Raw genomic sequence first — 13,318 nt, 5'->3', positions numbered from 1 at the left:
TGGGTTCGACGGTCAGGTCCAAACACTATGAAAGAATGGGTTCAGTGTATTGAGTTAGGAATTGTCTGATATTGTCCGGTAGTTTCCTTCCAGAAAACCCTTCACAATCGACGTGAGTTCGTCCCAGTCTGTGAATTCCCGCACGCCATCTCTCGGATCGATTTTCCGACCCAACAAGACGACGTGTTTAACGATCTCTTTCTCAAAATATCCGTAGCTGTCGGGTCTCACCGCGCCTGCGACCAATGCTGACGCATCTGGTTCGAAACTCGTTCGCAACAACATCTCAGTGAGATAGTCGCGGGCTTCCTCGCGCCCCGATGCAAAGGCCGCTTTTAGACCCACAGAAAGCACGAGTGTTTTTCGTTTCACCAACTCGTCTTTAAACGACGCGATGAAAGCTTCGAATGAGGCAGGGTGTCGACGTTCGTGAACAGGAGCCAACAGAACAACCCGATCCACATCGTCCAGTTTTACCTGACCGGGAAGTTGATCGGTATTGATCAGTCTTGTGTCAAAGCCGGATTTCTTCGCGACATTGCTGATAAAATGCGCAATTTTGGCCGTCTGGCCCTCAACAGTGGCAAAGACGATAAGTACTGTCATTCCGATCCTCCCACAAATCGGTCTGAGAAGCGTTTCAAGTATTATGAATTGGCGTGAGTTCGCCCTTGATCTTAATCAAAGGCGCAAGTTGAGGCTGGCGATTCCAATACATTGAACGTGTTTCTGAAATTTGCATGACGACGCCTTACGCGGGGAAGAATTTCTGCTGTGATGGCCGGTCTTCTCTACACTACCCAGTGGACGTCCACGCTATCTCAGGGCAAATAACAAGGTTGCGACGCAAACAGTAACATTGACGGACCACGCTGCCAGTTTGACCCGTCGGCGCGCGGACAGGTTTCTAAACGGATCAATCATAGTCAAACCTTTCAGACAGAACCCGATGCGAAGGTGTTCCCCGGGCAACAAGGTGATCTTCGACAGTGTCCATCATGGCAGTGGGGCCGCAGAGTACGAAAAGCCAGTTGTCATAATGTTCTGAAGAAAGCGTTCGGTCCAAGAGGGCGCCGTCGATCCAACCTGTTTCACCGCTCCAGTTTTTCGGGGGCTCGGATAGAACAAATACAGTATCGTCCCTGGTCAGTTCTTCCCGATAAACAATCTGCTCCTCGATCCGGTTTCCATAGATGAACTTGATATCGCGTTGCTCTGCGCTCAGGCGAATTTGGCGCAGTATGCTGAGCAATGGGGCGACGCCGACACCACCTGCGATCAGAACAATGCCTTGTTCAGCGCATTTGCCGACCGAAAGGTTCCCGTGGGGGCCATCGAGATAGGCCAGCGTATCCGGCGCGATCTGCCCGAGACTGCCTGTGAAATCCCCAAGCTCTTTTATCACGAATGAAACTTCAGGACCTTCACCCGGTGCCGAGCTAATCGAAAACGGATTTTCACGCTGTGAAAAGACGTTGTGCCCCACATTGAGCCAGGCAAACTGGCCCGCTTCAAAGCTGAGGCCCTGGTGACCGACCGGTTTGAGGCGCAATTCCCATTGCTTCGATGTCAGACGAGTGACCGAGGAAACACGCCACGGTTTCCGCATCTTAAACAAGGGGCGGACAAGATAGACATAAAGCAGAGTACCAACGGCAATGCCGGTCATTGTGAACCACAGAAATGTGAGTGACGGATGCCCACCGTAGCGACCTGCATGGATTGTGTGATGAAGTAGCAAACCGGCCAATGCCAGAGCACCGAGACCGTGCAAGAGACGCCATGTTTCATATTTGTATTCAAGGCTTTTTCGGGCGACCGCCGAGGCGACCAGAACGACGACTAGGAAATAGGCAGCGACGCCCGAGGCCAGCGCCGGAAAGTCTGTCGTAATCGTCAGTTGGCGCGATACGTCCCACGGGCGGTGTCCGCCAGAAGGCGTGCCCTGGTAAAGTAGCGGGTGTATCAACGCAAAAACGAGTGCCGCGCGCGCCATCAGCTGATGCATGCGCATGGTCACATCCATGCCCACACCGGACGAAATGAACCTGAAGCGCCCGGAGAGCAGGAACTCTACCAGAATGATCGAAAATCCAATCATTCCCAGCCCGGATGCGAGTTCTTGGTGAAAAGATCGCGGTGGCCAGCCAAGTGACCAGGAAAAGCCCAACGGCGCCAAGATCAGCAGAACATAGATCAGCGCCAGATAGGGCCATTTCATATGGTTTTGCTCCACTGCGCCAGAGTTGGGCCATTCCCGCTGTCTTAAGGGGCTAGGCTAGGCGAGCCCCGGTTGGCGATCAAGCTTCCTGTGATCGGGTGTTTTCCCGTCCGGAAGGCTATGCCTGTTGGAGTGCTGTCATGTTCCGAAATGGTGGCAGAAGACTGGCCGGTCCGAACGGCCAGGCGGGAAAAAGATGCGAGCATTCCCTTGCGCAAGATCAAGGTCCTTGACCGGGGTTTCTGCGATAATGCGGCGTCCGTATAGCCGGACAAAAGGAGGAGGTTCAGAAATGCTTGAAGACAAAAAGTCCCCGCAACTTTTCACCGGAACGCATCCGCTCTCCGACAACTTTCGACGTGAAATGGAAACCCTGATGTCGCGGTTCTTAGGAGGCGGCTCTCCGTTTTTACCGCTGGAAACGGCTGCGCAGCGCACGGGTCTGCCATCTCTTGATATGTCCGGCGCAATTTCCCCGGCCATTGATGTTCAGGAGACGGATACGGCAATCGTTCTGACGGCGGAATTGCCCGGTCTGGAAGAGGACGATGTTGAAATCGAAATCAAGGATCGCCGCCTCACCCTGCGAGGCCAGAAGAAGATCACACATGATGAGACGGGCGACCTGCGTGTCAGCGAAAGAAGCTATGGCAGCTTTTCACGGGCAATGACGCTGCCGGACACTGTTGATGTCGAGAGTATTTCGGCCACCTTCGACAAGGGTGTTTTGAGCATCAACATGCCGAAAACCGAACCTCGGGATCCCAGCCGCAAGATCAAGGTTTCATCCAAATAGGTGGCATTTCGGCTTGGGCTTGAAACTGAAGGCCGATCATCGGTCGGCCTTCTTTGATTTCCAATCCAAGGAGTGTGCGGTTTGGTGAACCTGCTGGCACGGATTTGATGCTAAACTGACAGAGAAACCCAATCCTTCCTAGCACCCAAAACGAAGCAATAGGTTTTGTACAGCCGTGTGCTAAAGTACCTCTGCGTGGCCTTTGAAAAGGGGGCTAAAATGCGGAACTCAGACGCGGCTGACACAAGCTCATCGCCGTGCCCCGACGAGGGGGGCGTGCGTGCCCTCCTTGAAAATTTGACCGGACCGTCGCGCGGGAACGTGAGCTGGCTGGCCGACAATGCCCTTACTGTTTCGGTTGGTGAAAGCCGGGCGTTGAGTCTTCGCCCCAAAGACGACATGCCTCCGCACGACAACGATATCGCTACTCTTCAGTGGGCGGACGGTGTCTATTCAATAACTGCGTCGTCTGGGCGTAATGTCTGGGTGAATGGGCGCAAAATATCGTCCGCGAGTCTCGGGCACGGCGACATGATCGAGTTCGGCGAAAAGGGCCCAATGTCCCGGTACAGGTTATGTAGCAAAACCTACCCGGCGCGTCATACGGTCGAAGAAATCCTAAGTGACGCCTACGCTTACGCCCGAACAAGCCGGCGGCCGTTTGCCAAAAGGATGTCCGGCGCGCTGCGCGACAGCAGTCGTCGGCTAGCGTCTCAGACGACAGTTCTGTTCAGGATCACGGTCGTCGCCGCACTTCTTCTGATCGCGGGCCTTGTGTTTCTGCTTTATCAAAACGATCAAAGGTTGGCGGACAGTATCCAACAGGAATCCCGCAAGATCGAAGCGGTTGCGGTGATGCTTGCACAGACACGTGAAGATGCGCTGACCCCGGATGACCTGGCCACGTTGCGGGATGCCTTTGAAAACCAAGTCACGTCGACCGAGCAGCGTCTCGGAACCCTTGAACAGCGAGCAGGCGCGTCGACACGGGTAATTACCGCCTCATCTAAGTCTGTCGCATTCATTCAGGGTGCCTACGGGTTGCGTCATCTGGAAAGCGGGAAGCTCTTGCGGCACATGTTGGGGCCGGACGGAGAAAACCTGAAAACCCCGTTTGGGCAGCCCTGGATCGAACCGGACGGCACGGGCGAACCAGCTGAATTCCAGTTCACGGGAACCGGTTTTCTGCTGGAAGGTGTTCCGCTTATGGCCACCAATCGCCATGTTGCCTTGCCGTGGACGTCCCGCGATCGGGTGGACGCTTTGAAAAGTGCGGGGTTGGAAGCGGAAATGCTGAGGCTGCTGGCCTATTTGCCAGGTCAACCGGATCCGATTGAGGCCAAGTTGGAGAAGTTCAGCGAAACGGCCGATGTCGCGCTTTTGTCAGTAGCTCCTGATCGGGTTCAGGGGCTGGGCGTGCCATTGGCGGATGAACCGCCAAACGCTGGCGAAGAAGTCTACCTGTTGGGATACCCGACAGGCCTGAAGGCGCTGATTGCGCAGGCGGGGCCGGGCTTTCTTCAAACGCTGGAGAAGGAAGGTTCGGTCAATTTCTGGTCCGTAGCGTCCCGATTGTCCGAGCAAAGCAAGATTCATCCGCTGGCCAGCCGGGGGATCGTTGCCAGAGCAAGCCCGGGTTCCATAGTTTACGACGCCGAAACCACAACCGGCGGAAGCGGAGGACCCGCCTTGAACCGGCGAGGCGAGGTAGTCGCCATCAACGCCGCGATCCTGCCTGAGTTTGGTGGCTCCAACATTGGCGTTCCGGTTGCGCACCTCAAAGAACTGTTGAGCGAGGCAGAAGGCCTGTAGTCAGTCGCTTGTTCGGAAGCGGGACTTCTGTACAAGGAAAACCGCCGCCAGCGGGACCGTGACAGTGATGGCGGCGGCTGCAATCAGCAGATACCCGAGTTGGCTGTAGTCGGCAGTCGAGGTAACGACACCCGTTTCCGGATTGGTCACCGCGCGTGTAACGACGAATGTTTGGTTCAGGTATTTTGTTCCGAGACTGGCCGCCGACAACGCCATGTTGGTGAACGATGCCATCACCGCAAAAAAGGTCGCTTTCAGTTGGACCGGGGCGTTGCGTGCGATCCAGGCCAGCAACGGGACCATGGCAATTTGCCCAAGAGGCGATTCAACAGCTGTGTCGAGAATGGCAATGAACCTGGCGTCGACGACTCCGCCTGTGTGCGCTGCCGTCCATTCATGAACGCCGTAGTAAAGGGCAAGGTTTGGAAGAGAGAGCAGACCAGCTGCGATCGTAAGCACCACCACCACGTGGGCGATTGAGCGTTTGGCCATGAATGGCCGCAGGACGATCAATCCAAGTAATGCCAGCAAGGACGTCAGCAGAGCCAGGATTGCCAAAAACTGCTCGTCGAACCCCAATTCGTCAATTTCAAACCACGTCAGTCCCGGCCCCGGCAGCGGAACTGCACGGAACACGAAAATGATTATTGCCGTACCGACCAGGGCTTTCGCCTGGGCGGGTTCCAGTTCTTTCAGAAGACGGGACATGAGGTACAGGATCACCGTGAGGGACACGGCAAAGACCACCTCTTGTGCGAACTCGAATTCCGCGGTTCCCAACACAATGCTGAACACAACAAACGCGAGGCCACCCAGCAATATGGACCATTTGACCTCGGTCACCTCATCCGGGGTATGCAGTGGGTGACCCTGACGAAGCCGCTGACGTTGTATCAGTGAGTGCAGCACCACACCGCTGACGGACAGCACAGGGATGATCAACGCAATCAGGTAAACCTGGCCGTAGAGAGCAAGCCGGTCAGACTTTTGCAGATCTTCCGTTCCTGAGAATATCCAGATGTTGACGGCCGCAACCGCTGCAAACCCTGAGATGATCGAAACTCTGCCCAAGGTCTGCATTGTCGTGTGCTGGGCGCGGGTTTCTTCAGGCGTAAACGCAAGGCCGTCCTGATCGACCTTGGGAACGGCCTCGACCGTCATGGCGTCGGCGACGACATCCTGAATGGCATAGCCGGAAGGCGCCAGAAGCAGGGCGACAACATACCAGTCTTCCAGAGGCATCACGCCGGCCATCCGAACAGGCGCGGTCACAAGCCCGTACATTGTGAGCAGGGACAGGGTAATCAGGGACGCGCCAAACAGGATCAACAGGGATTTCCAGCGCCAGAACAGATCCACGATGTGGCCCAGCGGCATTTTGAGAATCCAGGGAAGACCGGCCCAAAATGCCAGACCTGCGACAAAAGACGCTGATAAATCGAGGTAATCCTTCAGAAAAAAAGCACCGACAACCGAGGTCAAACCGGAGACGCCAGCCGCGAAGTAGACCATCAAAGGCGGCAGATAGGACCATTGCAACTGCTGAGCCAGATCCACAAAGGTTCTGTGCCACCAATCTGAAAGCCGCGTTCCTGTCGAAGATCGGTCAGTGGTCATATGCCAACCTGGAATTGCTGATGGCCCGTTTGCCTTTGCATTTAGTTAGAGAAATCCAGCTCCGAAAAGCAATGCACTGGTGATCACGCCAAGGATCGGAACGAAAAGAGGCACCCGGAAGTGTTCTTCAGACCCGTTCGGTTTCACCTTCAGAAGGATCAGCGAGATATTGACGAGGACAAAGACCCCCAGAACAATCTGTGATGTACGCTCCGCCAAGATCCCAATCGGTACGGTTTGGGTCAGAAGAAGGATTGTTGCGACAACGAGCAGTGTGGCAACCACAGGCGTCTGGGTTGCTTTAGGCACAATGGCCAGGGCTTTTGGCAGGTGGTCCCTGTCAGCCAGCCCATAGATCACCCGCGATGCCATGATCATCTGGATCAGGACACCATTAACCGTCGCCACGATCGCAACTGCAGAAAATCCCTGTTTGATCACCTCGGGGGCATTAGCAAAAACTAGTGCGAGCGGCGCAGCAGACGCTGATAAAACATCGATCGGGACAACCAGCAGCACCGTCAGCGATGTCCCAAGATACAATACTGTCGCCAGTATGAGCGTCAGCAAGATTGCTTTCGGGATGGTGCGAACAGGGTCAATGACTTCTTCGGCGACATTTGCCATGTCCTCAAAACCAACAAATGCAAAAAACGCGAGAAGCGATGCAGCGAAGATGCCTCGCCACGCTTCAATCTCAAGTGGAGGGAGCGTGGAGCTGACATTATATCCCTGCGGGTCCTGAACCGACATGCCCCAGCCGATCACAAATAGAAGCCCTGCAATCTCGATGATCGTGATGGCCGCAGCAACCAGTACCGATTCCGTGATCCCCCACAGGGCAATAAGCCCCATAATCAACACAACGCTGACAGTCAGAAATGGTATTGCCAGACCCGTTAATGCGTGAAGATAGGAGGCTGCGCCTATCGCGACGGCAGAGGCCGAGATAACGCCCGAGGCCGCAACCGCCAGACCGACCAGCATTGCCATCCAGTTTTTCTGAAATCCCGCTTCGACATAGGCTGCCTCGCCCGCGCTGACCGGAAAACGTGTTGCGAGTTCTGCATATGAAAGTGCGGTCAGTGAGACGACGAGTGCAGCCACGACAAACGAAAACGCGGCATACGGGCCGGCTATGTCCGCCGTCGCGCCGACGAGAACATAAATTCCTGCTCCGACCGTTACGCCCAGGCCATAAAGCGTCAGCAACGGTGCTGTAAGGGCGCGTTTGAGTTTCTGTTCTGCTGGTTCAACGGTGCTCATCAGAGTTTATACCGAATGTCTTGCTGGCACGTCGCCAGCGGTGTCGTTGTTGCCACTGTCCGCATTTGGCAGTGCGGCCAGGTCGTGCGATCAAATTCGCGCCGTATTCCTTGCGTCTCAACGTTCAGGCTCTTTGGCGGCCTGTGAACAAAGAGGGGGCTCGCCACCACTCCTGCCGAGCCCCCGTGTGGAACGTGCACGCTATTCAAATTCCGCTCACTGTCATGTTTGCTTGGGGACAGGTCAGTGAACGTAGATCATGATTAATATTCGCATTTCACTATATGAAGGTTGCAAGTGCATTGATCTGTGTCAATCGATACGTTCTGCGGGCCTCGGTTGGTTGCTTTGGAAAAGACAGTGATCTCCAGTGACTTTAGATTTGATATGGTGCTTTGGTTGTGAAGTTCTGGAAATGTGAGGTGCCATTAATGGCGGTCGCCAAACGTCGAAGTAACCGGCCAGCACGAAACAGAACGTTTTCGTTGAATTCCGTCTTAGTCACAGTGTCCAAAAAGATTTAACTGATGGATCATACGAGCCGATTGTGCCAATAAAACAGGTTTGTTAACGTCGTCCCCGCGCCAGGGAGGGCGCATGTACCTACATGTTGGACTATTTGCATAACGGCTGGCTTGTGGCGGCATCGCTTGCCGTGGCATTGATGGCCGGTTTTACCGGGCTCTATCTGACGCATGGAGCCTCAAAGCTGAACGACCAAAGACGCAAGTTCATCGTCGCTCTGGCTGCGATCATACTGGGTGGCGGCATCTGGTCCATGCATTTCGTCGCAATGCTGGGTTTGCAACTGCCAATTCTGTTTTATTACGACGCGCTGATCACATTGATTTCAGCTTTGGTGGCAATTCTGATGGTCGGTCTGGCCCTGCTGCTTTTGCATTTCCGTCCCCGGACAGTGCAAACAATGATCGGCGCCGGTGTCATCGTCGGCCTTGGAATTGTGGTAATGCATTACGTGGGCATGTCAGGGATGCAGCTTTGCCGCCCAGTCTACAATGCTTGGGATGTGGCAATTGCAACGCTTGCGTCGGTTGTGCTCTCCGTTGCCGCCATTTGGGTTGCGTACGACAATCGAACCCAGCGCAATATCCTGCTGGGCACGGCCTGTTTTGGCCTGGCTGTATTCACGATGCACTTCGTGGCAACCGGCCTGACCGACTTTGTCGCGACGGACAACGCAGGCGGAGCCGGACCGGCCCTGAACAATCAGGTCCTGGCGATGGGTGTGACTGTTTCGGTGTTTCTGATTTGTGGTGCCTTTCTGCTGACCGGCATTTCGTTTGTCGGCCCCGAGACGGCCACCGGCGCTGCGCCTTCTGTGGAACCCGAACCGGAACCGGCGCCGGTCGTACCGCGTGCAGGTGTTCCGTACGAGCGGGACGGCCAAACCTTCTTTGCCCAACCCGGAAAAATAGCCGCAATCCGGGCCGAGGGGCATTACACCGTGCTGTATATGGATGCCGATAAGCTTTTCTGCCCCTGGTCGATTACCGAGGCCGAAAGCCGGCTAAAACCAGATGGTTTCCTGCGGGCGCATCGTAGCTATCTTGTCAATCCCGAACATGTCTCAAGCTTTGAGAGGCACAAGGACAACGGCACCTGCTACTTCGACGGGGTTGACGCGTTGGCCAAGGTTCCGGTCAGCCGATCCCGCCTGACGGACATTCGCGAGGCGCTGGGCCTTTAGTCGCAACTCGTGCAGCTAATTCGCGTTTCGTGAAACAAGCTGCGCGCCCCGTTTCCACCCGCTGGAATGGCTGCCCCCAGTGTTCTTTCCTTCCCCGCAGGTCCCCCAAGGCATACCGCTCGGACCCAGGGAGGAAAAACATGATACCAGCCGGTTTTGAGTATCACCGGCCAGGCGACATCGCCTCGGCCATTGGCATCTTACAGGAACACGGAGATGAGGCGCGTGTGATCGCAGGCGGCCACAGCCTGATCCCGATGATGAAGCTTCGCATGGCCGAAATGGGCCATCTGGTTGATCTGCAGGCCATTGATGAACTGAAAGGCATCGAGATCGGGGCTGATACCGTCTCGCTGGGCGCGATGGTCACTCAGCATGAGTTGATCACGCATGACGGTCTGGCATCGGCCGTTCCCTTGATCCGCGAGGCCGCGTTGCAGATCGCTGATCCTCAGGTGCGTTATATGGGTACCGTTGGCGGCAACGTCGCCAACGGTGATCCGGGCAACGACATGCCGGGCCTGATGCAGTGCCTGAACGCCTCGTTTGAACTATCGGGCCCTGACGGCACCCGCAGTGTGGCGGCACGGGATTTCTATGAGGCCGCGTATTTTACTGCACGCGAGGATGAGGAAATCCTGACCCGGATTTCGATCCCGGTACCGGGGGTGGGCGTCGGACAGGCTTATGAAAAGCAAAAGCGCAAGATCGGCGATTACGCGACCGCTGCGGCTGCGGTGATGGTTGGCAACGGTCAAGCCTCGGTCGCTATGACCAATCTGGCGGATACGCCCATCTGGTCTGAGACGGCCAGTTCAGCGTTGGCCGGCGGCGACTTCGACGGCTGCGTCGCAGCAATGCTCGAAGCGATTGATCCAGTGGCTGACAATCGCGGCCCCATCGAATTCAAGAAACACGTGGCCGCCGTGATGCTGCGCCGCGCCATCGACCGTGCGCAAAGCCGCGCGGGCTGAGGGAGGAACACTTATGTCGAAAATGCACGTCAAACTCACCGTGAACGGCAAGCAGGTCGAAGGTCTGGCCGAGCCGCGCACGCTGCTGATCCACTTCCTGCGGGAAGATCTGAAAATCACCGGTCCTCATATCGGGTGCGAGACTAGTCATTGCGGCGCCTGCACCGTGGATATCGATGGCAAGTCCGTCAAATCCTGCACCACATTTGTGGCGCAGGTGAACGGCGCCGATATCACTACCGTCGAGGGCCTCACTAATGACGATGGTAGCCTTGGTGTTCTGCAGGAAATGTTCCGCGAACATCACGGGCTGCAGTGCGGTTTCTGCACGCCGGGGATGATCACCCGGGCGCATCGCCTGCTGCAGGAAAATCCGAACCCGACCGAGGAAGAAATCCGCTTTGGTATGGCGGGCAACCTGTGTCGATGCACCGGGTATCAGAATATCGTCAAGGCGATCTCGGCCTCGGCTGAAATGCTGAACGCTCAGACGGAGGCCGCGGAATGAACGATCAAACCATGACCCCCGAAGAACGCGCCGCCAATCTCAAAGGGATGGGCTGCGCCCGAAAGCGCGTCGAGGATGTGCGCTTTACCCAAGGCAAGGGCAACTACGTCGATGACATCAAGCTGGACGGGATGCTGTTTGGCGCATTCGTCCGTTCGCCTTACGCCCACGCCCGCGTTGTCAGTGTAAACAAAGACGCCGCGATGGCCGTGCCCGGTGTTGTTGCCGTGTTGACCGCCGAAGATCTGGCACCGCTGGGTCTGCATTGGATGCCGACGCTGGCCGGTGACAAGCAAATGGTGCTGGCTGATGGCAAGGTGCTGTTTCAAGGTCAGGAGGTTGCCTATGTTGTCGCCGAAAACCGCTATATCGCGGCGGACGCGGCTGAGCTGGTCGAGGTTGACTACGAAGAACTGCCCGTCCTGACCGACCCGTTCGAGGCACTGAAATCGGACGTTGTCCTGCGTGAAGACCTTGCGGGTCAGACCGAAGGCGCACACGGGCCGCGCAAGCATCACAACCACATCTTCACCTGGGAGCAAGGCGACAAAGATGCGACTGAAGCCGTTCTAGGTGAGGCCGATGTCGTGGCCGAAGAGATGATCTATTACCACCGGACCCACCCGTGTCCGCTTGAGACCTGTGGCTGTGTGGCGTCGATGGACAATGTGACCGGTAAGCTCACGCTCTACGGCACCTTCCAGGCCCCGCACGCGATCAGGACTGTTGTGTCGCTGATCTCGGGTCTGGCCGAGCACAATATCCGGGTCATCAGCCCTGATATCGGTGGCGGCTTCGGTAACAAGGTTGGTGCTTATGCGGGCTATGTTTGCTCGGTCGTCGCCTCGATTGTCACCGGCCAGCCGGTAAAATGGGTCGAGAACCGGATGGAAAACCTGATGTCCACCGCCTTTGCCCGCGATTATTGGATGCAGGGCAAAATCGCTGCGACCAAGGATGGCAAGATCACTGGTCTCTGGTGCCATACAACAGCGGATCACGGCGGATTTGACGCCTGTGCCGACCCGACCAAATTCCCGGCCGGTTTCATGAACATCTGCACCGGGTCGTATGACATCCCCACCGCTTATCTGGCTGTGGACGGGGTCTACACCAACAAGGCACCTGGCGGCGTCGCCTATCGTTGCTCGTTCCGGGTGACCGAGGCCGCGTATTTCATCGAGCGGATGATCGAAGTTCTGGCCATCAAGCTGAACATGGACGCGGCTGAACTGCGCCGGATCAACTTTATCCGCAAAGATCAGTTCCCGTATCAATCGGCGCTGGGCTGGGAATATGACTCGGGCGATTACCACACCGCTTGGGATAAGGCATTGAAGGCCGTGGGCTACGAAGACTTGCGCGCCGAACAGGCGCAGCGGATTGAGGACTTCAAATCGGGCAAGACCCGCAAGTTGTTGGGCATTGGCCTGACGCACTTCACTGAAATCGTAGGCGCGGGACCGGTGAAGAACTGCGATATTCTCGGGCTCGGCATGTTCGATTCCTGCGAAATTCGAATCCACCCGACTGGCTCCGCCATCGCGCGGCTGGGGACGATCAGTCAGGGTCAGGGTCATGCCACGACCTTTGCCCAGATCATCGCTAGTGAGATCGGTCTACCTGCAGATGACATCACGTTGGAGGAAGGTGACACGGACACCGCGCCTTATGGTCTTGGGACCTATGGGTCTCGGTCGACACCTGTGGCCGGTGCGGCAACGGCGATGGCCGCCCGCAAAATCCGCGCCAAGGCGCAGATGATCGCGGCTTACTTGCTTGAGGTCCATGATGACGACGTCGAATGGGATGTGGACAGGTTCTCAGTCAAAGGTGCGCCCGAGCGGTTCAAGACCATGAAGGAGATTGCCTTCGCCGCCTACAATCAGGCGATTCCGGGACTGGAACCGGGTCTGGAAGCGGTCAGCTATTATGATCCGCCGAATATGACGTATCCGTTCGGAGCCTATATCTGTGTCATGGAGATCGACGTGGATACCGGCGAATGCGAGGTCCGGCAGTTCTATGCGCTCGACGATTGCGGCACCCGGATCAACCCGATGATCATCGAAGGACAGGTCCATGGTGGCGTGACCGAAGCGCTGGCCATCGCGATGGGTCAGGAAATCGCCTATGATGAGATGGGCAACGTGAAGACTGGCACCTTGATGGACTTCTTCCTGCCCACGGCATGGGAGACGCCCAACTACACCACCGACCACACGGTGACGCCGTCCCCGCATCACCCGATCGGTGCCAAGGGCGTTGGTGAAAGCCCGAATGTCGGCGGTGTGCCCGCGTTCTCGAACGCGGTGCATGATGCATTCCGCCCATTTGGCCTTGTTCAGAGCCACATGCCGCATGACCACTGGCGCATCTGGAAGATCGCCAACGGTCTGGGAATGCACGGCTAACA

Annotated in this window: 10 protein-coding genes; 6 read left to right on the top strand and 4 right to left on the bottom strand. The window is 56.4% G+C overall.

Going from position 1 to position 13,318, the window contains the following annotated elements:
- Positions 1 to 54: 54 nt before the first annotated feature.
- Both ACR1XU_RS11825 and ACR1XU_RS11820 read right to left on the bottom strand, forming a co-directional pair.
- Positions 55 to 606 (bottom strand): flavodoxin domain-containing protein, encoded by a 552-nt coding sequence (locus tag ACR1XU_RS11825; protein ID WP_480905062.1) that lies wholly within the window; start codon positions 604 to 606, stop codon positions 55 to 57.
- A 310-nt stretch (positions 607 to 916) separates the two neighbouring features.
- A complete protein-coding gene (locus ACR1XU_RS11820; RefSeq protein ID WP_480905059.1) occupies positions 917 to 2,221 on the bottom strand; it encodes a ferredoxin reductase family protein in 1,305 nt (434 codons plus the stop codon).
- A gap of 292 nt (positions 2,222 to 2,513) precedes the next feature.
- On the opposite strand from ACR1XU_RS11820, the gene ACR1XU_RS11815 reads away from it, so the two are divergent.
- A complete protein-coding gene (locus ACR1XU_RS11815) occupies positions 2,514 to 3,017 on the top strand; it encodes an Hsp20/alpha crystallin family protein (protein ID WP_321253913.1) in 504 nt (167 codons plus the stop codon).
- A gap of 276 nt (positions 3,018 to 3,293) precedes the next feature.
- Positions 3,294 to 4,829 (top strand): trypsin-like peptidase domain-containing protein, encoded by a 1,536-nt coding sequence (locus ACR1XU_RS11810; protein ID WP_480905056.1) that lies wholly within the window; start codon positions 3,294 to 3,296, stop codon positions 4,827 to 4,829.
- Here ACR1XU_RS11810 and ACR1XU_RS11805 read toward each other — a convergent pair whose 3' ends face one another.
- Positions 4,830 to 6,446 (bottom strand): MFS transporter, encoded by a 1,617-nt coding sequence (locus ACR1XU_RS11805; RefSeq protein ID WP_480905053.1) that lies wholly within the window; start codon positions 6,444 to 6,446, stop codon positions 4,830 to 4,832.
- Positions 6,447 to 6,491: 45 nt separating this feature from the next.
- Positions 6,492 to 7,712: an APC family permease gene (locus ACR1XU_RS11800; protein ID WP_480905051.1), complete on the bottom strand. Its 1,221-nt coding sequence runs from the start codon at positions 7,710 to 7,712 to the stop codon at positions 6,492 to 6,494.
- A 607-nt stretch (positions 7,713 to 8,319) separates the two neighbouring features.
- Between ACR1XU_RS11800 and ACR1XU_RS11795 the strand changes: the two genes are divergently transcribed.
- The 4 genes from ACR1XU_RS11795 (at position 8,320) to ACR1XU_RS11780 (ending at position 13,316) form a co-directional block, all read left to right on the top strand.
- Positions 8,320 to 9,420: an MHYT domain-containing protein gene (locus ACR1XU_RS11795; protein WP_480905048.1), complete on the top strand. Its 1,101-nt coding sequence runs from the start codon at positions 8,320 to 8,322 to the stop codon at positions 9,418 to 9,420.
- A 140-nt stretch (positions 9,421 to 9,560) separates the two neighbouring features.
- A complete protein-coding gene (locus ACR1XU_RS11790; protein WP_480905045.1) occupies positions 9,561 to 10,394 on the top strand; it encodes an FAD binding domain-containing protein in 834 nt (277 codons plus the stop codon).
- A gap of 13 nt (positions 10,395 to 10,407) precedes the next feature.
- A complete protein-coding gene (locus tag ACR1XU_RS11785) occupies positions 10,408 to 10,902 on the top strand; it encodes a (2Fe-2S)-binding protein (RefSeq protein WP_480905043.1) in 495 nt (164 codons plus the stop codon).
- A complete protein-coding gene (locus ACR1XU_RS11780) occupies positions 10,899 to 13,316 on the top strand; it encodes an aerobic carbon-monoxide dehydrogenase large subunit (protein WP_480905040.1) in 2,418 nt (805 codons plus the stop codon). Before ACR1XU_RS11785 ends, ACR1XU_RS11780 begins: the two co-directional genes overlap by 4 nt.
- Positions 13,317 to 13,318 lie beyond the last annotated feature (2 nt).

Source organism: Ruegeria sp. D1(2025), from assembly GCF_056536425.1.
The sequence above is the reverse complement of the archived record's forward strand: the minus strand, read 5'-3'. Positions and strand labels throughout refer to the sequence as shown.